The organism is Flavobacterium zhairuonense (genome assembly GCF_004352915.1).
Taxonomy (GTDB): domain Bacteria; phylum Bacteroidota; class Bacteroidia; order Flavobacteriales; family Flavobacteriaceae; genus Flavobacterium; species Flavobacterium zhairuonense.
In genome coordinates this window covers 1-23,459 of record NZ_SJSY01000076.1, presented here as the reverse complement: position 1 = coordinate 23,459, position 23,459 = coordinate 1, and the positions used below count along the sequence as shown (strand labels likewise).

20 protein-coding genes are annotated in these 23,459 nt (G+C 32.7%); 6 read left to right on the top strand and 14 right to left on the bottom strand.

Annotated features, from left to right (window positions below; genetic code table 11):
• Positions 1 to 18: 18 nt before the first annotated feature.
• The 6 genes from EYY60_RS19150 to EYY60_RS19125 all read right to left on the bottom strand — a co-directional run bounded on the left by EYY60_RS19150 (position 19) and on the right by EYY60_RS19125 (position 7,894).
• The gene (locus EYY60_RS19150; RefSeq protein ID WP_132990894.1) at positions 19 to 1,395 is read right to left on the bottom strand and encodes a nucleoside permease; all 1,377 of its coding nucleotides are present in this window, start codon (positions 1,393 to 1,395) and stop codon (positions 19 to 21) included.
• A 69-nt stretch (positions 1,396 to 1,464) separates the two neighbouring features.
• Complete coding sequence (gene cmk / locus EYY60_RS19145) at positions 1,465 to 2,157, bottom strand: (d)CMP kinase (RefSeq protein WP_132990893.1); 693 nt, start codon at positions 2,155 to 2,157, stop codon at positions 1,465 to 1,467.
• A 200-nt stretch (positions 2,158 to 2,357) separates the two neighbouring features.
• Entirely contained in the window at positions 2,358 to 2,963 is a 606-nt protein-coding gene (locus tag EYY60_RS19140; RefSeq protein WP_132990892.1) for a murein L,D-transpeptidase catalytic domain-containing protein, read from the bottom strand.
• Between the two features lie 3 nt (positions 2,964 to 2,966).
• Positions 2,967 to 3,986 (bottom strand): type IX secretion system protein PorQ, encoded by a 1,020-nt coding sequence (gene porQ, locus EYY60_RS19135; RefSeq protein WP_132990891.1) that lies wholly within the window; start codon positions 3,984 to 3,986, stop codon positions 2,967 to 2,969.
• A gap of 209 nt (positions 3,987 to 4,195) precedes the next feature.
• Complete coding sequence (gene lon, locus EYY60_RS19130; protein WP_132990890.1) at positions 4,196 to 6,649, bottom strand: endopeptidase La; 2,454 nt, start codon at positions 6,647 to 6,649, stop codon at positions 4,196 to 4,198.
• Positions 6,650 to 6,892: 243 nt separating this feature from the next.
• Positions 6,893 to 7,894: a DUF6252 family protein gene (locus EYY60_RS19125; RefSeq protein WP_132990889.1), complete on the bottom strand. Its 1,002-nt coding sequence runs from the start codon at positions 7,892 to 7,894 to the stop codon at positions 6,893 to 6,895.
• A gap of 152 nt (positions 7,895 to 8,046) precedes the next feature.
• Here EYY60_RS19125 and EYY60_RS19120 point away from each other — a divergent pair, with 152 nt between their 5' ends.
• Genes EYY60_RS19120 through EYY60_RS19105 form a run of 4 tightly spaced genes read left to right on the top strand, consistent with a single transcriptional unit; the run spans position 8,047 to position 10,927 of the window.
• Complete coding sequence (locus EYY60_RS19120) at positions 8,047 to 8,601, top strand: RNA polymerase sigma factor (protein WP_132990888.1); 555 nt, start codon at positions 8,047 to 8,049, stop codon at positions 8,599 to 8,601.
• Positions 8,598 to 9,140, top strand: coding sequence for an anti-sigma factor (locus tag EYY60_RS19115; RefSeq protein ID WP_235832363.1), 543 nt, complete (start codon positions 8,598 to 8,600; stop codon positions 9,138 to 9,140). Before EYY60_RS19120 ends, EYY60_RS19115 begins: the two co-directional genes overlap by 4 nt.
• A complete protein-coding gene (locus tag EYY60_RS19110) occupies positions 9,124 to 10,185 on the top strand; it encodes a hypothetical protein (protein WP_132990887.1) in 1,062 nt (353 codons plus the stop codon). Before EYY60_RS19115 ends, EYY60_RS19110 begins: the two co-directional genes overlap by 17 nt.
• A 19-nt stretch (positions 10,186 to 10,204) precedes the next feature.
• Positions 10,205 to 10,927, top strand: a complete 723-nt coding sequence (locus tag EYY60_RS19105; RefSeq protein WP_132990886.1) for a head GIN domain-containing protein — start codon at positions 10,205 to 10,207, stop codon at positions 10,925 to 10,927.
• A gap of 120 nt (positions 10,928 to 11,047) precedes the next feature.
• Here EYY60_RS19105 and EYY60_RS19100 read toward each other — a convergent pair whose 3' ends face one another.
• The 6 genes from EYY60_RS19100 to EYY60_RS19075 form a co-directional block, all read right to left on the bottom strand.
• Entirely contained in the window at positions 11,048 to 12,352 is a 1,305-nt protein-coding gene (locus EYY60_RS19100; protein WP_132990885.1) for an MFS transporter, read from the bottom strand.
• A gap of 154 nt (positions 12,353 to 12,506) precedes the next feature.
• Positions 12,507 to 13,319 carry a M48 family metallopeptidase gene (locus tag EYY60_RS19095; protein ID WP_132990884.1) on the bottom strand — a complete coding sequence of 271 codons (813 nt, stop codon included), beginning with the start codon at positions 13,317 to 13,319 and terminating at the stop codon, positions 12,507 to 12,509.
• An 87-nt stretch (positions 13,320 to 13,406) separates the two neighbouring features.
• The gene (locus EYY60_RS19090; RefSeq protein WP_132990883.1) at positions 13,407 to 15,806 is read right to left on the bottom strand and encodes a glycoside hydrolase family 31 protein; all 2,400 of its coding nucleotides are present in this window, start codon (positions 15,804 to 15,806) and stop codon (positions 13,407 to 13,409) included.
• A 201-nt stretch (positions 15,807 to 16,007) separates the two neighbouring features.
• The gene (gene glgB / locus EYY60_RS19085) at positions 16,008 to 17,912 is read right to left on the bottom strand and encodes a 1,4-alpha-glucan branching protein GlgB (protein WP_132990882.1); all 1,905 of its coding nucleotides are present in this window, start codon (positions 17,910 to 17,912) and stop codon (positions 16,008 to 16,010) included.
• Between the two features lie 56 nt (positions 17,913 to 17,968).
• Positions 17,969 to 19,249 (bottom strand): glucose-1-phosphate adenylyltransferase, encoded by a 1,281-nt coding sequence (locus EYY60_RS19080; RefSeq protein ID WP_132990881.1) that lies wholly within the window; start codon positions 19,247 to 19,249, stop codon positions 17,969 to 17,971.
• Positions 19,239 to 20,666, bottom strand: coding sequence for a glycogen synthase (locus EYY60_RS19075; protein WP_132990880.1), 1,428 nt, complete (start codon positions 20,664 to 20,666; stop codon positions 19,239 to 19,241). The genes EYY60_RS19080 and EYY60_RS19075 overlap by 11 nt, the downstream gene beginning before the upstream one ends.
• Before the next feature lie 136 nt (positions 20,667 to 20,802).
• On the opposite strand from EYY60_RS19075, the gene EYY60_RS19070 reads away from it, so the two are divergent.
• Both EYY60_RS19070 and EYY60_RS19065 read left to right on the top strand, forming a co-directional pair.
• Positions 20,803 to 21,669 carry an alpha/beta fold hydrolase gene (locus tag EYY60_RS19070; RefSeq protein ID WP_132990879.1) on the top strand — a complete coding sequence of 289 codons (867 nt, stop codon included), beginning with the start codon at positions 20,803 to 20,805 and terminating at the stop codon, positions 21,667 to 21,669.
• A 50-nt stretch (positions 21,670 to 21,719) separates the two neighbouring features.
• Positions 21,720 to 22,364 carry an endonuclease III domain-containing protein gene (locus EYY60_RS19065; RefSeq protein WP_132990878.1) on the top strand — a complete coding sequence of 215 codons (645 nt, stop codon included), beginning with the start codon at positions 21,720 to 21,722 and terminating at the stop codon, positions 22,362 to 22,364.
• Positions 22,365 to 22,368: 4 nt separating this feature from the next.
• Here EYY60_RS19065 and EYY60_RS19060 read toward each other — a convergent pair whose 3' ends face one another.
• Positions 22,369 to 22,803 carry a nuclear transport factor 2 family protein gene (locus EYY60_RS19060; protein ID WP_132990877.1) on the bottom strand — a complete coding sequence of 145 codons (435 nt, stop codon included), beginning with the start codon at positions 22,801 to 22,803 and terminating at the stop codon, positions 22,369 to 22,371.
• Positions 22,804 to 22,817: 14 nt separating this feature from the next.
• Entirely contained in the window at positions 22,818 to 23,270 is a 453-nt protein-coding gene (locus tag EYY60_RS19055) for a DUF1569 domain-containing protein (protein WP_132990876.1), read from the bottom strand.
• Positions 23,271 to 23,459: the final 189 nt, after the last annotated feature.

Sequence of the window (23,459 nt, the reverse complement as noted above, 5' to 3'; positions counted from 1 at the left end):
TTAAAGATTATATATTTTTTAATGACTCAAACTCTCAATCTCCTTAGGATCATGTTTATGCTTAAACAAAACAGCAAAAGCAATCGCAATCACCAAAGCATAAAGCGCAAACGAAAGCCAGATAGTATGCCAATCTTTCATTAAAACTGGATTTGTAAAAATTCCATCTGCAGAAATTGAATTTCCTTGGCTCTTTACAAATTCTACCATCTTTTCATTTGTTGCATCAGTTTGTAGAAACCCAGCTAACTCAGTTGTATTAGCAAACGATTTTGTAAAGAAACGATCAATTGCCCATCCCGAAGTCAAACTTCCTAGAACCGCTCCTACTCCATTGGTCATCATCATAAACAATCCTTGCGCAGAAGAACGAATTTTAGAATCTGTATTACTTTCTACGAATAAAGAACCTGAAATATTGAAAAAATCAAATGCCATTCCGTAAACGATACAAGAAAGTATAATCATCCATAAACCTCCAACTGGATCTCCAAAAGCAAATAATCCGAAACGTAAAACCCAAGCCAGCATACTAATCAACATAACTTGTTTGATTCCAAAACGTCTCAAGAAAAACGGAATCGCCAAAATAAACAATGTCTCAGAAACCTGAGAAATCGACATAATAATAGTCGAATATTGAATCACAAACGAATCTGCATATTTTGGAAAATGCTTAAATTCATCTAAAAACACGTCTCCATAAGCATTTGTCAATTGAAGTGCTCCTCCCAAAAACATAGAAAAAACAAAAAACAAAGCCATTTTGTAGTTGGCAAAAAGCTTAAATGATTCTAAACCAAAAGTTTCAATCCAAGTTGCATTTTCCTTGATTAAACGTTGTGGCTCACATTTTGGCAATGTAAAAGCGTAAATCCCAAGAATCAAAGCGCCTGCACCGGCAATATAAAATTGATACTCTGTTGCTTTACTTCCGCTTAAGTTTGTAATCCACATGGCAACAATAAAACCAATTGTTCCCCAAACACGAATTGGTGGAAAATCTTTAACAATGTTTTTATTGTTTAATTTTAATGAAGTATAAGATATCGAATTACTTAAAGCAATAGTCGGCATATAACAGCACATTGCCAAAAGCATAACTACAATAAAAGTATCTGGTGTAGCAACCTGCGCAATTCCAACCAAAACTGTTGCATAAAGTATATGAAGGACACCGTATAATTTTTCGGCATTAATCCATCTGTCAGCAATAATACCTGTAAGTGTAGGCATAAAAAGAGAAGCAATTCCCATGGTTCCAAAAACAAGCCCAAATTGAGTTCCTTCCCAGTTTTTCGTCCCAAACCAATAATTTCCAATTGTTATAAGCCAGGCTCCCCAAACAAAAAATTGAAGAAAGCTCATTATGATCAATCTGTTTTTAATCCCCATATGATAAAATTGTCTTTTGAATAAAATAAAGCGGTAAAACTAATTTTTTAAAATAATATCTGCAAAAAATTAAGCGGTTTTTACAACATCATTTACTAATTCTAAAACAGCCGCAAACTGCTCTTCTTTATTTAAGTAGGAATTATCAATCTCAATCGCATCATCGGCAATTACCAATGGAGAATCTTCACGATGAGTATCCATATGATCACGATCAACAACATTTTTCAAAACTTCTTCATACGACACGTTGTCGCCTTTTTGCTGTAATTCATCAAAACGTCTTTGTGCACGGGTTTCGGCGCTGGCCGTCATGAAAATTTTAAGTTCTGCATCAGGAAAAACAACAGTTCCTATATCTCTGCCATCCATTACAATTCCTTTGTTTTTTCCCATTTCCTGTTGTTGTTCGACTAATTTAGAACGAACTCCAGAAACTGCAGCAACTGTACTAACAAAATTAGACACCTCAATAGTCCTGATTTGTTTTTCCACATTGTCACCGTTCAAATACATTTCTGCAAAACCTAAATCAGAGTTAAATTTGAACTCTAGCTGGATTTTTGGTAATGATGCAATTAACGCTTCTTTTTCAAAAAAGTCAACTCCAATAAAATTATGTTGCATCGCAAAATAGGCAACTGCACGATACATTGCTCCAGTATCTACATAGACATACTCAAGCTCTTTTGCCAGTTGTTTTGCTAAAGTACTTTTTCCAGTTGATGAAAATCCGTCGATTGCAATGGTAATCTTTTTCAATTTTTTATTTTTATTTTATTAGTCTAATTAATCAAAGTGTTGCAAATGTAACCATCTTTCTCTTTATTCGGAAGATTTACAACAGTTATAAAAGATTACTTTTAAACAAAAAAAAGCTTTCGATTATCAAAAGTAAAATTACTTATGACAATAAAAAGCTATAATAATTTAAACTAAAAGTTTTCTCTCTATTATTTATTTTAATAGTAAATATCCATTAAAATATTCGTTTTGGAACTATCAATAATTTTTTGGATTCTTTTGAAAAATTCCTCATTTACCATTGGACATCCATGGCTATTGCTGATATAATAATCTTGTTCTAGCAATGGAACTGCAGAATAAGCATGCAAAACTATAGCTCTCTCTAAAGCCTTATTATTAGTTTCATCCAAACCTGCTAATCTATAAGCTTTGCCAAAAATACCTTTGTATGTTTTTCCAATTGAATATCTGCCTAAAGCTGTACAATTAGAGTTTGGCATGTTGCTAAATTTTAACATGCCTTTGATACCAGTTTCTGAACCAGAACCGTGAGCTACAAGACCTTGATCTATAACTTCGTTCTTTTCTAAATCGTAAACAAAAAAACGATTTTTTCCAGAAGGAACCTTCATATCAATCAAAAATGCGATTTTAGAATTGTATCTACGATCAGCATTAATCATATTTCTTATGTCAGTTATTCTGCTGTTAATTCTTTCAATCTCGACATTGGTTATCGTAGATTCATCTTCCTTGAAGTAGTGTTTTGCTCCTGAAAAAACACCTACTGTCATAAACAAAAATAAAGTAAATATTTTCATTAACTATTGAAAATTTAAAGTTAGACCAAAAAGACTTGTATTAGCTGCCAATGTATATCTTGAATAAGAATAATTGAATTTTAATTTATTCATTCTTAAGCCAAATCCTAATGAAACCCCTGAAAAATTGCGTTGTTCATCAATTCGCAATTCTTCTCCTCTTCTAAAATTATATCCTAAACGCAAATTAAATGCTCTCTCGGGGAATAGCTCCAAACCAAAAGCAACATGTCGCAAAGCATTATTTACAAACGAGACTTTCTCGTCACTTGTTGACCCATCGATATTTGTTTCACCACGAACGGGATTCGAAAAAGAAATGTTCCATTGTTGCAAATTTTCTAATGTAAGATGCCAACGAAGCGGTACATGCTCTAATTCTTGTGAAACACCTGCTATGATTTCAAAGGGCAAATTCTCTTTTATTCCTGAATATGTTGTAAACTGTGTTCCAATATTACGAAATACTAAGGCCAAATTTACATCATTTTTTTCAATTTGATACATAATTCCCACATCAATTGCACCACCAATAGAATTATAACTCTCTAAAGTCGAAGTTATTAACTTCCCATTTACCCCAATATGCAAGTCTGTATAAGGAACATTGTAAGCATATCCTAGTGTTAGCGCGCCTTCACTCCCTGTAAAATCTGATGTGGCTTGGCCATTTTCATCATAACCTTCAAAACTTCCATAATTGACATAACTTACGCCAGCATAAAAAGTTTGAATATGTCTGTCGTAAGTATAAGCGTACGAAGCTGTTCCGTAAGAAGCTTCGCCGTAATAACTCCCGTAATTCATTGCTAAATGATTATCCATATCTTCATTCAAAACCGCGGGATTAAACATCACTTGGTTAACATCTTCATCATAAATCGTAACAACCTTTCCTCCTAACGCTGCTTGCCTGGGCGATGATGTCAGGTTTAGAAATTGATAGGTGTAGCGCCCTCCTACTTGCCCGATTGAACTCGAACAAAGTAGCAACATAAAAAATAAAACAATCTGTTTTAACATGTTTTTGGAACGTTCCTATGTGGGAATAACGTAAATACAAAGATAAAATTATATAATAGAAAAAATAATTTTTATAATTACCTTAAAATCAACAACTATGCCATAATTAAATTCCAAAAACATCAAAAAAAAGAACAAAAAAAATCCAAATTCCAATCTAAAACAATTGAAATTTGGATTTTATAATATTGATTTTTTTAAACTAAAGCTTACTTCAGTTGTTTTGCATTTTTCACACTTTGATCTGTAAGTGCAATTGCAAGAACTTCGCTCATTTCTTTTACATAATGAAAAGCAAGTCCTTCTAAATATTCAGCTTTGATTTCATCGATATCACTTTTGTTTTCGTGACACAAAATGATTTCTTTAATACCGGCTCTTTTCGCTGCTAAGATTTTCTCTTTAATACCTCCAACTGGCAAAACTTTTCCACGTAAAGTAATTTCTCCAGTCATTGCAAGACTTTTCTTTACTTTCTTTTGAGTAAGCAATGAAACCAATGAAGTCAGCATTGCAATACCGGCACTTGGACCGTCTTTTGGAGTCGCTCCTTCCGGAACGTGTAAGTGAATATTATATTTCTGGAAAATTTCCGTGCTCAATCCTAATTTCTTAGCATTAGCTTTAATATATTCTAAAGCAATTGTAGCAGATTCTTTCATGACATTTCCAAGATTTCCTGTAATTGTCAATGCACCTTTTCCTTCTGAAATCAATGATTCTATAAATAAAATATCTCCCCCAACACTTGTCCAAGCCAAGCCCGTAACCACTCCGGCAACATCATTGTTTTCGTATTTGTCGCGCTCTAATCTCGGAACTCCCAAAACAGCTACAATGTCTTCATCTGTAACTTTTTTATTGTATTCCTCCTCCATTGCAACCGCTTTTGCCGCATTACGAATTACCTGGGCAATCTTAGTTTCTAAGTTACGAACACCTGATTCACGTGTATAACCTTCAACAATTTTTTCCAATTGTTTTTTTCCAATTGTTAAATCTTTTGAAGTTAATCCGTGCGCTTCCAATTGTTTTGGAAAAAGGTGTCTTTTTGCAATTTCAACCTTTTCTTCAATTGTATAACCAGACATTTTAATTACTTCCATTCTGTCGCGCAATGCTGGCTGAATTGCCGCCATATTGTTTGATGTTGCAATAAACATTACTTTAGATAAGTCGTATCCCATTTCTAGGAAATTATCATAAAAAGCATTGTTTTGCTCTGGATCTAAAACTTCTAATAATGCAGAAGATGGATCTCCAGAATTTCCGTTAGACAATTTATCAATTTCATCTAAAATAAACACCGGATTTGAAGTTCCTGCCTTTTTCAAACTTTGAATGATTCGTCCCGGCATTGCTCCTATATATGTTTTTCTGTGTCCGCGAATCTCTGCTTCATCACGTAAACCACCTAACGAAATACGTACATATTCACGACCTAAAGCTTCTGCAACTGAACGCCCAATTGAGGTTTTCCCAACTCCCGGAGGTCCAGTTAAACAAATAATTGGCGATTTCATATCATTTCGCAATTTCAAAACTGCCAAATGCTCTATCATTCTTTTCTTAACTTCATCAAGTCCAAAATGATCTTTATCTAATACTTTCTGTGCATGCTTTAAATCGAATTTATCTTTAGAATATTCGCCCCAAGGCAATTCTAAAAACAACTCTAAATAATTGCGTTGAATTCCAAAATCTGGCGATTGCGGATTCATACGACGCATTTTAGACAATTCTTTTTCGAAATGCTTTTGCGTTTTTTCATCCCATTTTTTGGTTTTCGCCTTCTGCCCCATTTCGTCCATTTCTTCTTCTTGCGAAACGCCTCCCAATTCTTCTTGAATGGTTTTCATTTGCTGATGAAGGAAATATTCTCTTTGTTGCTGATCTAGATCAAAACGAACTTTTGACTGAATGTCATTCTTCAATTCTAATTTTTGAAGTTCGACATTCATATAGCGCAAAGTCTCTAAAGCACGTTCTTTTAATCCATTTATTGATAAAAGTCCTTGTTTTTCCTTTACCGACAAATTCATGTTTGAAGAAACAAAATTGATCAAGAACGATTGGCTTTCAATGTTTTTAATTGCAAATGTAGCTTCTGATGGAATATTTGGGCTTTCTTTGATAATCTGAATTGCCAATTCTTTAACTGAATCTAGAATTGCTGTAAATTCAGTATCATTGTCCGCTGGCCTTTCTTCTGCAACCTCTTTTATTGTTGCATTCATATAAGGCTCTTCTGAAACTACTTCGTCTATTTCAAAACGTTTTTTTCCTTGTAAAATAACGGTAACATTTCCGTCAGGCATTTTTAGAACGCGAAGAATTCTGGCTACAGTTCCAATCTTATGAATATCATCTTTAGATGGATCTTCGTCTTCCTCGTTAATTTGAGAAACTACTCCAATAATTTTTCCACCTGCATTGGCATCATTAATCAATTTGATTGATTTATCTCTTCCCGCTGAAATCGGAATAACTACACCTGGAAATAAAACTGTATTACGCAAAGGCAAAATTGGCAGAGAAACTGGAAGTTCCTCATTATTCATTTCTTCTTCGTCTTCGGGAGTTAATAATGGAATTAATTCTGCTTCAGAATCAAATTCCTGAAGTGACAGATTGTCAATAGTAAGTATTTTATGATTTGACATAATAATATATAAGTCGTTTTGTCATTAAATGATTAATACAACTTGCAAATAAAGCTCGAAATTTATTATTTCCTAATAAAAACAAGCTAAAACTTAATTTACAAGATACACCTATAAAATAGACAATCACTATGCCAATAATGGAATGTACTGCATCTATTTAATCAGCCAAACTAATAAAATCAAATTGTATTACCAAAAAAAATCCGCACAAGGCGGATTTTAAGCGAGTCTTATAAATTATTATAGACCTTCTATATCTATATCAAAAGATCCTGAAATTGTCTTTTCATCATTTATACTAAAATTCTGAACGACCAAATCAAAAGTCCCAACTAGTTTTGTTGCTGTTTTTGAAACAATTGTGATTGACCCAGATTTAGATGTATATATGTAATCATTTATTCTGAAAGTACCTGCAATAACGTTTTCAAGAGCGCCACCTGTATTCGATGAATTAGTTGAAACCTGATAAATTCCAGCATTATATGATTTATTAATACTCAAACCAACACTTACACTGCCATCATTCTTTTTTCCGACTATACTATAATATGGATTACTTCCAGTTGCGCTTACAACAGTTACATCAACTTTGTCATTAATAAAATCAACTCCATTTACTTTTGCTTTCAAAATTTGATCTGAATCATCTGCAGGAATATCTTCAGTATAAGGCACATTTGTAAAAGTACCATTTGTAATTACTTTAGTTTCAGTTGAGCCATTATCTGTTTCTCTAAATCCTGTGAATTGAAAAGTTCCTGAAATTGTTTTTTTCGTTTTATCTACCCCAGTAATTTTAATGATTGCAGTATCTGTATAATTTTTTATTTCCAAAAATGCCGCATCTTCGTTTGAAGCACTAATAAATCCATACCCTCCAGCTTCTTCGGCGTAAGCCAAAACAAAACGATCTGCGCTTTCTTTGCTGTTTGCCCATGTATATGTTCCTACTTTATTGCTTGGCAAAATGATCTGAATTAAATCTCCTTTTGAAGATCTAGTACCAGCGATTAATACATAGTCATCTGTTACAACTGCAGTTGTAGTATTTGCAACAAATTCTTCTCCGCCAATTTTAGCCTTAAAAACAGCCTTTTCTTCGACAGTTCCGCTTCCATTTCCATTTCCGCTTCCATTATTCTGAGAACCTTCGATATCGCGTCCATCATCAAATGGACTACAAAAACCTAAAAGACTGCATATTGCAAAAAGCAAGAGAAATAAAATATTTTTTTTCATGTGGTATTTATTTTACGTACAAATATAGATTTTATCCAAAGAAATAAAAATCTTACACAATCTAATTATTTCAAAAAAAATAAAATTAATTTTATAGAAACTGTAACAAATAAAAAAAAGTCAAGTCATTATAAAAAACTAGCAATCATTACTTGAGTATAACCAACCAAAATATCGAAGAATTAATCGCGCTTTGTAAAGAGAATAATCAAAAAGCCCAATTTGAAATTTACAACCGATACAGCAAAGCTATGTACAACGTGGCTTATCGTATTGTAAAAGACGAACATTTTGCACAAGACGTCATGCAAGAAGGTTTTTTGAAAGCATTTACAAAAATAAACGACTACAAACAAGAAGTTGCTTTTGGCGCGTGGCTGAAGAAAATTGTGATCAATTATAGTATTGATTTTTACAAAAAGAATAATGCTTTTCAGATCGATGATCTAAGCAAGACGCTTTATAAAATTGAAGATAGCGATGACTTTTATTCTGAAACCATTGATTTTAACACTTTAAAAGTAAAACAAGTTTTAGACACTATTTTAAGTCTGAAAGACAATTACCGAATGGTACTGACACTTTTTTACATTGAAGGTTACGATCAAGAAGAAATAAGCGAAATTTTGAATATTAGTTATCAAAACTGCCGAACTACATTAAGCAGAGCAAAGGAAAGTTTGCGAAAAAAATTAGAGGAGATATGAAAATGGAAAAGAACAACGACAATTTAGATCAATTATTCAACAAGTTTGAAGACCAATGGGATGTTCAAGAATTAAATCCAGATCATCAGGATATTTTCTTGAATAAATTAAACCAAAAACAACCTAAAAAGAGAAATTATTGGTTTGCCACAGCAATTGCGGCGACTATAGTTTTAATGCTTGGAATAACTGTTTTTTATAAAAATGAAAAACCAAAGGAATTCAAATTTGCATCTAAAGAAACACAGCGTACCGACTCTATTTTCAACATTCTGATTGATAACGAACTGGTTAAACTCAAAGAAAAAAGCTCGCCCGAAAATGAGCAAATCATCAATGATGCATTAAAACAAATGAAAGTTTTTGATGCCGATTATCAAAAAATCATTAATGAATTGCAAAAAAACGGCGAAAACAAACAAATCATTTATGCCATGATAAGCAATCTGCAAACTAGAATTTCATTTCTGCAGACGGTTTTGAAAAGAATTGAAGAAAACGAAAATTTAAAAAACACAAGCCATGAAAAAACATTATAAAATACTAATTCTGTTCATCTTGATGCCTTTTTTGGGGTTTTCAAATGATGACACGAATATTTCGAAACAAAAAAATATCAAAAAAACCTATATAGTAAACTCTAATGCAGGAATTGATATTGACAATAAATATGGAAACATCTCTGTATCTACTTGGGATGAAGACAAAGTTGATCTTGATATTACGATCAAAGTTACTGGCGGAAATGAAAATTGGGTAAATGAAAAACTGAACACAATTGATGTTGATATTACAGCTTTGAAATCAATGGTTACAGCGGTTACTAAAATCGGAAATTCTACCAACAAAGGAAGAGGAAGCAGTAATAGTTTTGAGATCAATTATGTAATCAAAATTCCGAAAAACGGAACCGTAAAATTGATGAACAAATACGGAAATATTACAACAATGACAATTGAAGGCGCAACTGACATTAGCTGTAAATACGGAAAAGTTACTCTTGGGAAATTGAACAATGCAACAAACAGACTAAATATCGAATATTGTCAAAATTCATCTATAGATTATATCAAAAATGGTACGGTAGAAGCTCGTTATTCAGGTTTGAAAATCAATGATTCAGGCAATATCAATTTTGATGCAAATTATACAGATTTAGTAGTTTCTGATGCTCAAAACATTAAATACGATTGTAATTACGGAAATCTGAAATTTCAAAAAGTAAACTCTTTTTCAGGTTCTGGAAACTACCTCACAGTTTCGGTTGCTGAAGTATCAAGCAATTTAAGCATCAATACAAATTACAGCAAAGTCAATATTGGCTCACTGACAGAAAAGGCAAACAATGTCAACATCAATTCAGGTTACACAGACATTACTTTAGGCTACAATTACAATTATGCATTTGATTTTGATATTAACACCAAATATGCAAATATTAAAAATGGTGATGATTTAGAAATCAATGTCAATGAAACCAAGAACAGCTCAAAAAACATTAGTGGTTTTCATAAAAAGAAAGGTCAGAATAAGGTAATAATTAATTCAACTTACGGAAACGTATCATTAATCAAAAAACAATAATTTTAAACAATCGAAAACCATGAAAAAAATTATTCAATCAGTAGTTTGCAGTGCACTTTTAATTGGCCTTACAGCTAATGCACAAGAAAAAATTAACGGAAACGGAAATGTAGTAACTCAGACAAGAACAACTTCAGAATATGATGCAATCAAAATATCAGGTTTTTATGATGTTGATTTAGTAGCAGGAAAAGAAGGAAAAATTACAATCAAAGGAGAAGAAAATATTTTAGCCGCAATTATTGTTGAAGTCGAAAATAATGCTTTAAAAATTTATACAAAAAAAGGAACCAATATTCGTCCGAGTACAGGAAAAAAAGTTGAGATTACAGTTCCATTCGAAAAAATATCTGAGCTTAATCTTTCTGGATCGGGAGATGTTGTTACAAAATCACCGATTAAAAATGATAAATTTTCAGCAAAATTATCCGGTTCAGGAGATATTGATTTAGATATTGCAGCAAACTCATTTGATTTCAGTTTGAGTGGTTCAGGAGACATTAAATTAAAAGGAAATTCAGATGACTTAGTTATTAAACTTTCTGGTTCAGGTGATATCGAAGCTGCTAATTTGAAATCTAAAAACGCTAATGTTATGGTTTCAGGCTCAGGAGATGTAAAAATCAATTGCAATGAAAGCTTAACTGCAAGAGTTTCTGGTTCAGGAGACATTAAATATACTGGAAATCCTGAAAAACGTGATGTAAAAGTTTCAGGTTCAGGAAGTATTTCAAAAGCATAAATTAAAAAAAACTCAATAATAAAAGATTTTTAAAAATCATCAAATCAAAAATCGAACAATCATTCGTCTTTTATTATTGAGTTTTATTTTCTTCATACTTTATTAAATAAAAAGAGGCACTTAAAGTGCCTCTTTTTTATGAACTCTTCTTAATAGAAAAATTGATGTAACGAAGAAAATTGCGAGAACAACAATTGCTTTACGCGGACTTCCTGTTTGCTGGTCAATTATTCCATAAATGCACATTCCTATTACAATTCCGATTTTCTCAGCAACATCATAAAAACTAAAAAACGAAGCTGTATCCTCAGTTTCTGGTAATAATTTTGAATATGTAGAACGTGATAATGCCTGAATTCCTCCCATTACAAATCCCGCAACAGTTGCCATAACGTAAAAATGTATTGGTAATGTTATGAAATATGCCAAAGCACAAAATACAGCCCAAATTGCGTTGATAAAAATCAAAGTTGGCACATTTCCATATTTTGCCGAAGCTCTTGAAGTTAAAACAGCTCCAACAACAGCTACTAGCTGAATTAATAAAATGCAAATAATTAATCCTTGTTGACTTTCTTCTGGCGAAGACCACTTAATTTCTTGCGCACCAAAATAAGTTGCTACAAGCATTACGGTTTGCACTGCCATACTTGAAACAAAAAATCCGCCTAAATATCTTCGTAAAGGGATATTGTCATTCAATAAACCCCAAACCTTTTTTAGTTCTTTAAAGCCGTTGAAAACAACACTTCTAGTCAGTTTTTGACCATTTTCTTTGCTTCCTTTTGGTAAATAATAATAGGTATACTGGCTAAAAAGAATCCACCAAACACCCACCATTACAAAAGAATAACGCATTGCCTCCATTGCTGAAATACTGAAAGTATCTGGAAACATGATCATTCCTAGATTAATCAGCAATAAAATCACACTACCAATATATCCCAAAGAATAGCCTTTCGCACTAATTTTATCCTGTTGCTCTTCAAAAGCAATATCTGGCAAATAAGAATTATAAAAAACCAAACTTCCCCAATACCCTATCAATCCCAAGAAATAAAATGCCAATCCGATATAAATATTTCCTAGTTCAAACCAATACAATCCCATGCATGATAAAGCTCCCAAATAACAGAAAAACTTCATGAATGCTTTTTTGTTTCCAACATAATCAGCAATTCCGGATAATAAAGGTGAAATAAACGAAACAACTAAAAACGCTGCTGCTGTAGTAAAACTAATTAATGCAGAATTTTTGAGTCGCATCCCGAAAACATCGATATAATGACCGCGATCCGTAAATAATGCTTCGTAAAATATTGGAAACACTGCCGAAGCAATAGTTAGTGTATAAACTGAATTGGCCCAATCATAAAATGCCCAGGCATTTAATAATTTCTTATCTCCTTTTGGTAGGTTTTTCATAGAAATGGTTTTGTTAATGCGCTACGAATTTATCTAATTTTTATGATAATCAAATACAAATTATTCAATTGGTATATTATTAAATCATAAAGCGCAAAAAAAAGCTATTCGTTTTCGAATAGCTTTAAATATCATTTAGTTTCAAATGCAAAAATTATTTTATAGTTCCTACTTTTAACGCTATTGCTTTAGCTTCAGGAACCAATGCTTTTATATTAGCAATCCTTGTTGCATCTGAAGGGTGCGTGCTCATAAATTCAGGAGTTCCTGATGCGCCAGATTTTGCCGCCATTCTGCTCCAAAATGCCACAGCATCATCTGGATTATAACCAGCAATCGCCATTAAAGTCAAACCAATTTTGTCAGCTTCACTTTCATTGCTTCTACTGAATGGAAGCATTACTCCTACTTCTGATCCAATTCCGTATGCTTGCGCAAAAATTTGTTGTGTTGCTTCAGACTTTCCGCTTGTCGCTGCTCCTAATGCAGCACCACCAATTTGCTGCAATTGCGCCGCCGACATTCTTTGCGCACCGTGATTAGCTAATGCGTGCGAAACTTCATGCCCCATTACAGTTGCCAAGCCAGATTCATTTTGCGTTACAGGCAAAATACCAGAATAAACAACAATTTTTCCTCCAGGCAAACACCATGCATTTACTTCTTTATTATCGACTAATTTATATTCCCAGCGATAATCTTTTAAATATTGTGTTTGTCCTAAATAATTCAAGTATTTCTCTGCCGCCAATTTAATCTTATAACCTACTGTCTCTACCAGTTTTGCATCCGAAGTTCCAGTAATTACTTTATTTTCAGTCAAAAACTGATTGTACTGTTGAAATGAAGATGGAAATAATTCACTATTGGAAACAAAATTCAAGTTTTGTTTCCCTGTTATTGGATTTGTTGCACAACTGTAAACCAAAACAGCTGTAAAAACTCCCGCAAATAGATGTTTTTTCATGATTTTAAAAATTTAAACACACACAAAAATACAACTAATTAAAGTCAAAATTATTATAGAATTCTTTAAAAATTTACCAGAATTTACTTATTCGCCAACAATATGGAGTTCATTGAATTCTTTATCAACAATCAAGAAATTATTTTGCTCAAAACCAATTTTATCAAATTCGATTTTTTCATTGTCGATTTCAATCTCCGTAACTTTAAATGGAAGTCCAATTAAATTGATTTTATATTTAGAATAAGGCGTGTCATATTTCCCTTCTTTATGAAGCTGAATAATCAATTCTTTTTCTTTTCCAATAGTCCTCAAAGACAAAAAGCTATAGCGTCCTTTTTTATAATCATAACCATCTTGCGCATCTTCATAGACTTCTGATTTTTCTTTGCCTTTTTTATAATAAACGTCCAAAGTCAATTCATCAAACTCTAACTCACCAACATATTGTTGAACAGGGTATTTCGGAATAATTGCACCTGCTTTCACAAAAACCGGAATTTCGTCAAATTTAGTATCAATCCAGATTTCTCTACCTCCTACAAAAAGCTCGCTTGTCCAAAAGTTATACCACTCGCCTCTAGGAATATACATACGTCTACCTACAGCATTAGGTTCAAGAATTGGGCAAACCAAAATTTGATTTCCAAAGATGAATTCATCATTTCTATAATGCGTTTGCGTATCATCCTGATCATAATAAACTAATGGTTTCAACATCGGAATACCTTCTTCAATATATTGCCAAAACATGGTATATAAATATGGTAGAAGCTGATAACGAAGACTCACAAATTTTCTTGTAATGTTAATGACTTCTTCATCAAAAGCCCAAGGTTCTTGGTTTCCATGATCTCCAGAAGAATGTGTTCTGCAGAATGGATGAAAAACACCTAACTGAATCCAGCGCGCATACAATTCACCTGTTGGTTGTTCCGCAAAACCTCCAATATCAGAACCCGTAAATCCCATTCCTGAAATTGACATTCTTTGAACTTGAATATTTGCAATCCACAAATGTTCCCAAGTTGCAACGTTATCTCCCGTCCATGATGATGTATAACGCTGAGCGCCAGAATAAGCAGATCTCGTAATTACAAATGGACGCTTTGGATAAACAAATCGTTTTACGCCGTGATAAGTGGCTCTTGCCATTTGGGTTCCGTAAATATTATGCGCTTTTCTATGACTGCAGGGATTTCCGTCATAAACGTGACGAACATCCATCGGGAAAGTTTTATTAGGAACCTCCATAACGGCCGGTTCGTTCATATCATTCCAAACTCCTTTTACGCCAATTTCTGAAATTAATTCTTTAAATAATCCAGCCCACCATTCTCGTACTACGGGATTTGTATAATCTGGAAAATTACATTCTCCAGGCCAGACTTTCCCTTTCATATATGGACCATCGGCTCTTTTGCAGAAATAATCTTTTTCTAAAGCTTCTTTATAAACCCAATAATTTTTATCAATTTTGATTCCCGGATCTATGATTACAATTGTTTTAAAACCGTCCTCGGCTAATTCGGCAACCATCTTTTTTGGATCAGGAAAATATTCTTTATTCCACGTAAAACATCGAAAACCATCCATATAATCGATATCAAGATAAATGGCGTCACACGGAATTTTAAGTTCTCTAAACTTTGACGTGATTTCTTTTACTTTGCTTTCTGGATAATAACTCCATTTACATTGATGGTAGCCTAAAACCCAAAGTGGTGGCAATTCAGGTTTTCCTGTCAAATCTGTATAGGTTGTAACTACATCCTGCATTTGCGGGCCGTAAATGAAATAATAATTCATCTCACCTCCTTCTGCCCAAAAACTAGTTACATTTCTTCTTTCCTGGCAAAAATCAAAAAAGGTTCTGAAAGTGTTATCGAAGAAAACTCCGTAGGATTTTTGATTATGCAATCCGATATAAAACGGAACTACTTTGTAAAGCGGCTCCTGATCTTTATGATAAGCGTATTGATCAGTGGCAAAATTTTCTACTCTTTTGCCTTTTAAATTCATTTGAGTGGCTTTGTCTCCAAGACCGTAAAAACATTCTCCATCTTTTGAGGATTTGCTCATTTTTACAACATTTCCGCCATACTCATAACTTTCTTCCCAATGAAATCCTAGTTCATCTTGAAGAATTAAGCAATTTTCCAAATCATAAATAGACAAACGAACATCAGCTTTTTTAATTTTGCAGACTACTTTACTGGTTCTGATTTCAAAATAATTTTCGTCTTCATCAACTTGGAGAAAATTATAGCCGTGAAGTTGTGTTTTGTCTATTGCATACGAAAAATCATTGCTGAAATATCCTTTTGTTGTAAAACGAAAACGAATTAAACTGTCCCTAAGAATCGTGACTTTTAAAATTACATTATTGTCTGTGTAAAAAGAAATAGAATCTCCCTCATGTTCATATGAAACTATTTTTGACGGAAATAAATTGCCTTTATGTTCTAATGATGTATTTGTAATCATATCGCTATTGTCTTAATTTATAACTCAATCCTTACTTCAAACATACAAAAAAACTTGGTAAAGCACTATGAATAAAAGGTTTATTCACGAAAACGTTTTTTCTGAATGAGTTACAAATTAGTTTACAAAAAATCAATAATTCGATAATTTTAAAACGCTAAACTGATAAAATAGCATCTCTGAAAATAACATCTAATTTTTTTACTCAAAAGAATAAACTGTAACGCTCAAAGGAGGCAAAGTCATTTCAACAGAATAATCTCTTCCATCATAAGGAGAAACATCAATTTTTATCGAGTTAGGATTACCAACACCACTTCCTCCATAAATTTTAGCATCACTATTGAAAATCTCTTTTAATTTTCCTTTTTTAGAAATACCAATTCTGTAATTTTCTCTGACAACTTGTGTAAAATTGCAAACAACAACTAAATTTTCATCAGGATTGTTTCCTTTTCTGATATAAGAAACGACAGCATTTTGATGATCAGAATAATTAATCCATTCAAAACCTTCACCTGTAAATTGTTTTTCGAACAATGCTGGCTGAGATTTGTATAGTTGATTCAAATCTGTAATCACTTTTTTGATTCCCGAATGATAATCATATTGAAGCAAATGCCAGTCTAAGCTTTTTTCAAAATTCCATTCATCGCTTTGTCCAAATTCTGCTCCCATAAACAGTAATTTTGTTCCGGGATGTGTAAACATATAGCCGTAGAGCAATCTTAAATTAGCAAATCGTTGCCATTCATCGCCAGGCATTTTATAAATCAGAGATTTTTTGCCATATACCACTTCATCATGCGAGAATGGAAGCATAAAATTTTCTGTAAAAGCATAAGTCATTGAAAATGTCAAATCATTTTGATGGTATTTTCGATAAACAGTTTCCTTCTGGAAATATTTCAAAGTATCGTGCATCCAGCCCATCATCCATTTCATACCAAAGCCTAAACCTCCATAAGAAGTTGGTCTCGAAACCATTGGAAAAGATGTACTTTCTTCAGCAACTGTCTGAACTCCATCAAAATTAGAATAGATTACTTCATTGAATTCTTTAAGAAAACTTATGGTTTCTAAATTCTCTCTTCCGCCATAAATATTAGGTTCCCATTCGCCATCATTTCTGGAATAATCAAGATATAGCATAGAAGCTACAGCGTCAACTCTTAATCCATCAACATGATAATTTTGAAGCCAAAAAACCGCATTGCTTATCAAAAAGGCGCGAACTTCATTTCTTCCATAATTAAAAACCAAGCTTTTCCAATCCGGATGATAACCTTTTCTTCTATCAGGATGCTCATATAAATGAGATCCATCAAAAAAGCCTAAACCATGTGCGTCATCGGGAAAGTGCGATGGAACCCAATCTAAAATTACGCCAATTCCAGCTTGATGCAGTTTGTCAACTAAAACCATAAAATCCTGTGGTTTTCCAAAACGAGACGTTGGCGCAAAATATCCTGTCAGCTGATATCCCCAAGAAGGATCATAAGGATATTCCATAATTGGCATAAACTCAACATGAGTAAAGCCAGTTTCCTTGACATATTTCACCAAATCGTCTGCCAATTCTAGATAAGTCAAAAACCTATTATGTTCTGCGCGTTTCCATGATCCTAAATGCACTTCATAAACAGAATAAGGCTTGTTTAATGCATTATTTTCATGACGGGATTCCATCCAATTTTTATCTTTCCAATTGTAATCTAAGTCCCAAACAACAGAAGCTGTATGTGGAGGTTTTTCACAATATAAAGCAAAAGGGTCTGCTTTTTCAGTTACAATTCCATCAATATGTGATTGAATTTTATATTTATAAAGCGAACCCTTAGCCAAATCAGGAATAAATCCTTCCCAAATTCCCGAAGAATCCCAACGAACTTGTAAAAGATGTTCACCTTGCGTCCAAAAGTTAAAATCACCAACCACTGAAACCGATTTTGCTGTTGGAGCCCAAACAGCAAAATAAACACCTTTTACTCCGTTTACTTCGATTAAATGCGCTCCTAACTTTTCATATAATTTGAAATGTTTTCCTGCTTTGAATAAATCAATATCAAAATCAGTAAATAGAGAATGCGTAATTACTTTTATCATATTTGGTTTTTAAGGCAATAATTGGAATTTCTCATTGTATTTGGAGTTTTAAAATTTTATTCAATTCTAAAATTATCAGAAAGAATTGCTCCTTTTTTAATCACAACAATACCATCTTTTATGCTGTATAATTCGTTTGTGAAATTATCTAAATGTTTTCCTCCGCTAATGTGAACGTTATTTCCAATGCGGACATTTTTATCTACTAGAGCATTTTTTATAAAACAGTTTTCACCAATTCCAACATGAATTTTATTTACGCTAGCTTCGTGATTTAGTTCATCCAAATCTTGGTAGAAATCATTCCCCATAACGTAGCAATTTTCAAGAACAGTTCCAACACCAATTCGGGAACGAATACCAATTACGGAGCTTTTAATTTCTTTAGCATTTATAATACAGCCTTCAGAAATCAATGATTGATTGATAATTGAATTTCTGAATTTTGATGGCGGAAGCAATCGCGGTCTTGTAAAAATCTTGTTGTCATTATCAAACAAATTAAACTCCGGAATATCAGCGGTCAAACCTATATTTGCTTCGAAAAAGGATTCAATATTTCCGATATCTGTCCAATATCCTTCATATTGATAACTCAAAATTTTATGTTTTCCAACAGCTTGTGGAATAATCTCTTTTCCAAAATCTTTCGTTTCCGGATTTGACATTAATTCGACCAGCAAATCTTTATTGAAAATATAAATACCCATTGAAGCCAAGTACTTTTTACCTTTTTCCTGCATCTGTTCGCTCACTTCAGATTCCCATTCTGGCAACAAAGAGGCATGCGGTTTCTCAATAAAAGCTTCAATAACACTTTCATGATTTGTTTTCAGGATACCAAATTCTGGAGCATCTTTAGCATTAACAGGCAAAGTTGCAATAGAAATTTCAGCATTAGCCGCAATGTGAGCTTCAAGCATTTCGTTAAAATCCATTTGATAAAGCTGATCCCCAGAAAGAATTAAAGCATGGTCAAAATCGTGTTTTAAAAAATGAGACATACATTGTCTAACGGCATCAGCAGTTCCTTGAAACCAAGTAGGATTATCTGGTGTCTGTTCTGCCGCCAAAATATCAACAAAAGACTGGCTGAAAATGCTAAAATTAAAAGTGTTTTTAATGTGGGCGTTTAAAGATGCAGAATTAAATTGTGTCAAAACAAATATTTTAAAAATATCTGAATTGATACAATTTGAAATTGGAATATCAACCAAACGATATTTTCCTCCAATAGGAACTGCAGGTTTTGATCTAGTTTCTGTTAATGGGAACAAGCGAGATCCTTGTCCGCCTCCTAAAATAATGGCAACTACATTTTTCTTTTTAAATTTCATTTTGCTGAATTATTAAGTTGTATATTTCGATATATTCTTGGCACACACTTTCCCAGGAATGATCTGCTGACATTCCTCTTTTTAAAACTTTATTGAAATTTATTTTATCATCGTATAGCTTTACTGCACGATTTATAGAATAACAAATATCGCCAACTGAAGCCTGGTCGTGGCAAACACCATTTCCTTCGTCACCAAAATCAATTACAGTATCCCTTAATCCACCCGTTCTTCTGACAACCGGAACAGTTCCATATCGCATTGCATACATCTGATTCAAACCACATGGTTCGACTCTTGAAGGCATTAGAATAAAATCAGAACCCGCATAAATTAAATGAGCCAAATCTTCATTATAACCAATAAAAACATTGTAATTGCCTTTATAATCGTCACGTAATTGAGTCAATTGCATTTCTATTTCAGAATTTCCAGATCCTAAAACCAAAATATTAATATTTTCAAAATTTTCAGACAATGCTAATGCCGAAGCTTGTGGCAATAAATCACCTCCTTTTTCATCAAATAAGCGTCCAATAAAACTAAATAATGGTTTTGATGGATCTAATTCAAATTGTTCGCAAAGTTTTTCTTTATTTTTTTGTTTTCCACTTTCAAAACTTTCTATGGAATAATGAAATTCAATCATTTTATCTTTTGACGGATCCCAAACTTCAATATCAATTCCATTTAAAATCCCTTTTGATTTACTTCGAACCGAATTAAACAACGCTTCTAATCCGTTTGCATAACGATTTATTTCATTAAGATAGCTAGGGGAAACAGTCGTAACAGCATGCGCACATTTGACCCCTACTGCTAATGAATTTATGGAATGATTCCATTCTAGAAACCCTACATGAATCAAATCAAACTCTGGCAAATAATGCAGTTTGTCAAATCCAAACCATCCTTGATAAAGACCATTGTGAATTGTAATTGCTGTTTTTACATTTCGCAAACTTTCGTATTTATATGCATACTTTATCAAAAATGGAACAACACCTGTATGATGATCGTGACAATTTATTATTTCTGGAACTTGATTGCGAGCTACAATCCAATCTAAACTTGCTATTTGAAAAGACAAAAAGCGTTCAATATCATCCTCGTAGCCGTACACATTAGGACGATCAAATAATTCATTGATTTCTATAAGATATAATTCATAGCCGAGCTTATCAGAAGTTTCTTTTAAAACACTAAAAGGAAAATTAAAATTCCCAAGCTTTACATTTCCCCAATGAACACACTCAAAATCATTTTCCTTTCTAAATTTTGTATCATAACAAGGAACAACGACTCTTACTTGATGCCCTGCGTTTCTCTGATATTTTGGCAATGCACCAACAACATCGGCTAATCCACCAACTTTTGCCATTGGGTAACATTCTGCACTTAAATGAAATATTTCCATCCTAAAATTTTATAACAGTATTAAATAGTAATTGTTGATTTATTTTTTTAGAGCTAATCAATAATATGCTACTTTTATGTTCTTTAAATTTAGGAAAAAATTAGGAGAATCCTGCTCTCTAAAAAAAATTATCAATATGTCAAAAAAGGAAACTAATCCTACTAAATCATTAAAAATTCCACAATTTATTATTGTATCCTGTAAAATTTGCGCTTTTATTTCCACCAAATTGGTTACTAAATACGCTGCAAAATTATTTACAACGCCTATAAAACATAAGATTCCTAAACGAGAACTTGAGATGGATTCTAAAAGTGAACAAATAACAATTAATATTCCCGCAATAGACAAAAATATTGTCACTTATCATTATGGCAAAAGTGATCGCAAAATTTTGTTAGTTCATGGATGGTCTGGAAGAGGTACACAATTATTCAAAATAGCTGATGAGCTCTTAAAAATTGGATATTCAACCGTTAGTTTTGATGCACCGGCACATGGAAAATCCAAAGGAAAATCTACTATTATGTCTGAATTTATTGCTTCGATCTTAGAAATAGAAAAGCAGTTTGGACCATTTGAAATTGCAATTGGACATTCTCTTGGTGGAATGTCAGTTTTAAACTCAATAAAAGACGGACTTCAAGTAAAAAAAGCAATAATTATCGGAAGTGGCGATATAGTTCAGGATATTTTAGATGAATTTATCTCAAAATTAGGTTTAAAGCAAGAAATTAGTGAACGCTTAAGGGATCTTTTTGAAGAAAAATATCAAGTAAAAATGGATGATTTCTCAGCATACAGAGCTGCACAAAAAGTAAAAATTCCTGTTTTAGTAATTCACGATAATGATGATCCAGAAGTTTTTGTTAAAGCAGGAATTCACATTCATCAACACTTGGAAAATGGAACTTTATATTTGACAGATGGACTAGGTCATCGAAAAATACTTGGAAATCAAAATGTCATTAAAAAGACACTAGATTTCATCAAAACTAGCTAATTTTGTGATAGTTATATTTTTACATCGATTAACTTAAAAACAAATTTGAAATGAATTTATTTGGAGAAACATCAGATTGGGAAACAAAATTGGAACCAATTTTAGAGAAATATAAAGGAAAAAGACATCCTCTCGAATATCAAAATACTTATCAATTATTGATCATGGTTATTTTATCTGCCCAAGATTCTGATGCCAATATCAATAAAATAGCACCTGTTTTATTTGAAAAATTTCCAACTTTAAAAAGTTTATCACAAACAGATATTGAAACATTAATTCCTTATATAAGTAAAGTTCGTAATTTCGGGACAAAAGCCAATTGGATATTAGAAATCGCAAAAACAATTCAAAATGATGACGATATTCCTTTGACTATGCAAGGATTAACGGCACTAAAAGGAGTTGGAAGAAAATCTGCAAATGTAATTTTAAGGGAAACTGGAAGACCAGCTGAAGGTATAATTGCTGATTTACATGTTATTCGTGTTGCTCCAAGAATCGGAATTATTAAAGAAGCAAAAGACGGAAATAAAGTAGAAAAAGATTTGATGCAAGTTTTGCCAAAAAATATCTGGTCAGAAATTGGAATGGCAATTTCTTTTTTAGGAAGAGAAACATGCCGACCAAAACCAAAATGCGACGAATGCTTAATAGCAGATTCGTGTCATTATTACGCCACTGAAGTAATATAATCTATTATTTTCTACGCGTATCTATTAGATAAATAATTTTCCAGGAATCTTTTTCTTTAAACAAAGTAAAAGTATTTACACCAGAATGACTTAATTTTTCATTCAAATAAAACTCATATGGAGCCCAAACATGCGCCATTCTACCATCAATTTGAATATTATAACTTAAAATCTTCTCCTGAAATTTCATATTTGCGGGAATTGACGCAATAGATTTGTAAAAAACGCTTGCTTTTTCATCTGACAATTTATTTCCTTTAGTAGAGCTCTCTGAAATAGACTGCAAAATAATACGATCAGAACAAACCGATTTCATTTTAGTTGAATCTTTTTGATGAAACCCTTCAAAAAACACTTCAATAGTTTTTTGGACATCTTGTTTCTGAGCATTAGCCGTTAGTCCTAAAAACAGAAAAACTACAATAATAGAAAATTTCATAGCAATAAAAATTATTAAACCCCAAATTGAGAAAGATGATGATCTAAATGTTTTGCAAACATATTATTCCACTCTGAAGCAGTTAACACTCCAAAAGAATGAGACTCTTTACCTTCAAACTCCTTTTCTCCCAATTCTCGTGTTTTAGTAATATAAGCAATTAACCGGCTTTTTTCAATTCCAAAGTCTCGATCATTTTTAATAATAAATTGTGGCGCCGTATTGATATTTCTTGAATAAGGTTTGCCACCAACCACTGTTTTTTTTGCAAGTAATTTTAAAATAAATTTCATAACCGCATTTGGTTTCGGATGGATATTATCATAAACCATTTCATAAGTAACGTTACAATGCGCAAGCATTTGATCAACAGACATTTTTCCCCATAGACCTTCCGAATCAGATTTTAACTGATTAATCCTATCAATAAATAGATCACAATCGGGTTTTTGAAAAATATTTTGCATAATTTAAAATTAAAGTAGTAGTGACACAAAAATAGAAAATTTACTTTGAAATTAAATTTAACGGGGATTTTATTTCTTGATATTCAATATAATTTAATCCTCAGTTTTTAAAGATAGAAGGACAAAAAAATCCCACCCGACAAGCCGGGAAGGATCCTCAAAAGAAAGGCTGGAGGCCCCCAGCTGCCG

What these genes read in the sequence shown, in the direction of transcription:
- EYY60_RS19125 (WP_132990889.1), bottom strand. Translation starts at nt 7,894, where the DNA reads ATGAAAAAAAATATTTTATTTCTCTTGCTTTTTGCAATATGCAGTCTT.
- EYY60_RS19090 (WP_132990883.1), bottom strand. Translation starts at nt 15,806, where the DNA reads ATGATTACAAATACATCATTAGAACATAAAGGCAATTTATTTCCGTCA.
- EYY60_RS19065 (WP_132990878.1), top strand. Translation starts at nt 21,720, where the DNA reads ATGAATTTATTTGGAGAAACATCAGATTGGGAAACAAAATTGGAACCA.
- EYY60_RS19140 (WP_132990892.1), bottom strand. Translation starts at nt 2,963, where the DNA reads ATGAAAATATTTACTTTATTTTTGTTTATGACAGTAGGTGTTTTTTCA.
- EYY60_RS19080 (WP_132990881.1), bottom strand. Translation starts at nt 19,249, where the DNA reads ATGAAATTTAAAAAGAAAAATGTAGTTGCCATTATTTTAGGAGGCGGA.
- EYY60_RS19075 (WP_132990880.1), bottom strand. Translation starts at nt 20,666, where the DNA reads ATGGAAATATTTCATTTAAGTGCAGAATGTTACCCAATGGCAAAAGTT.
- EYY60_RS19055 (WP_132990876.1), bottom strand. Translation starts at nt 23,270, where the DNA reads ATGCAAAATATTTTTCAAAAACCCGATTGTGATCTATTTATTGATAGG.
- EYY60_RS19060 (WP_132990877.1), bottom strand. Translation starts at nt 22,803, where the DNA reads ATGAAATTTTCTATTATTGTAGTTTTTCTGTTTTTAGGACTAACGGCT.
- glgB (WP_132990882.1), bottom strand. Translation starts at nt 17,912, where the DNA reads ATGATAAAAGTAATTACGCATTCTCTATTTACTGATTTTGATATTGAT.
- EYY60_RS19150 (WP_132990894.1), bottom strand. Translation starts at nt 1,395, where the DNA reads ATGGGGATTAAAAACAGATTGATCATAATGAGCTTTCTTCAATTTTTT.
- lon (WP_132990890.1), bottom strand. Translation starts at nt 6,649, where the DNA reads ATGTCAAATCATAAAATACTTACTATTGACAATCTGTCACTTCAGGAA.
- EYY60_RS19110 (WP_132990887.1), top strand. Translation starts at nt 9,124, where the DNA reads ATGAAAAAACATTATAAAATACTAATTCTGTTCATCTTGATGCCTTTT.
- EYY60_RS19100 (WP_132990885.1), bottom strand. Translation starts at nt 12,352, where the DNA reads ATGAAAAACCTACCAAAAGGAGATAAGAAATTATTAAATGCCTGGGCA.
- EYY60_RS19070 (WP_132990879.1), top strand. Translation starts at nt 20,803, where the DNA reads ATGTCAAAAAAGGAAACTAATCCTACTAAATCATTAAAAATTCCACAA.
- EYY60_RS19105 (WP_132990886.1), top strand. Translation starts at nt 10,205, where the DNA reads ATGAAAAAAATTATTCAATCAGTAGTTTGCAGTGCACTTTTAATTGGC.
- porQ (WP_132990891.1), bottom strand. Translation starts at nt 3,986, where the DNA reads ATGTTAAAACAGATTGTTTTATTTTTTATGTTGCTACTTTGTTCGAGT.
- EYY60_RS19115 (WP_235832363.1), top strand. Translation starts at nt 8,598, where the DNA reads ATGAAAATGGAAAAGAACAACGACAATTTAGATCAATTATTCAACAAG.
- EYY60_RS19095 (WP_132990884.1), bottom strand. Translation starts at nt 13,319, where the DNA reads ATGAAAAAACATCTATTTGCGGGAGTTTTTACAGCTGTTTTGGTTTAC.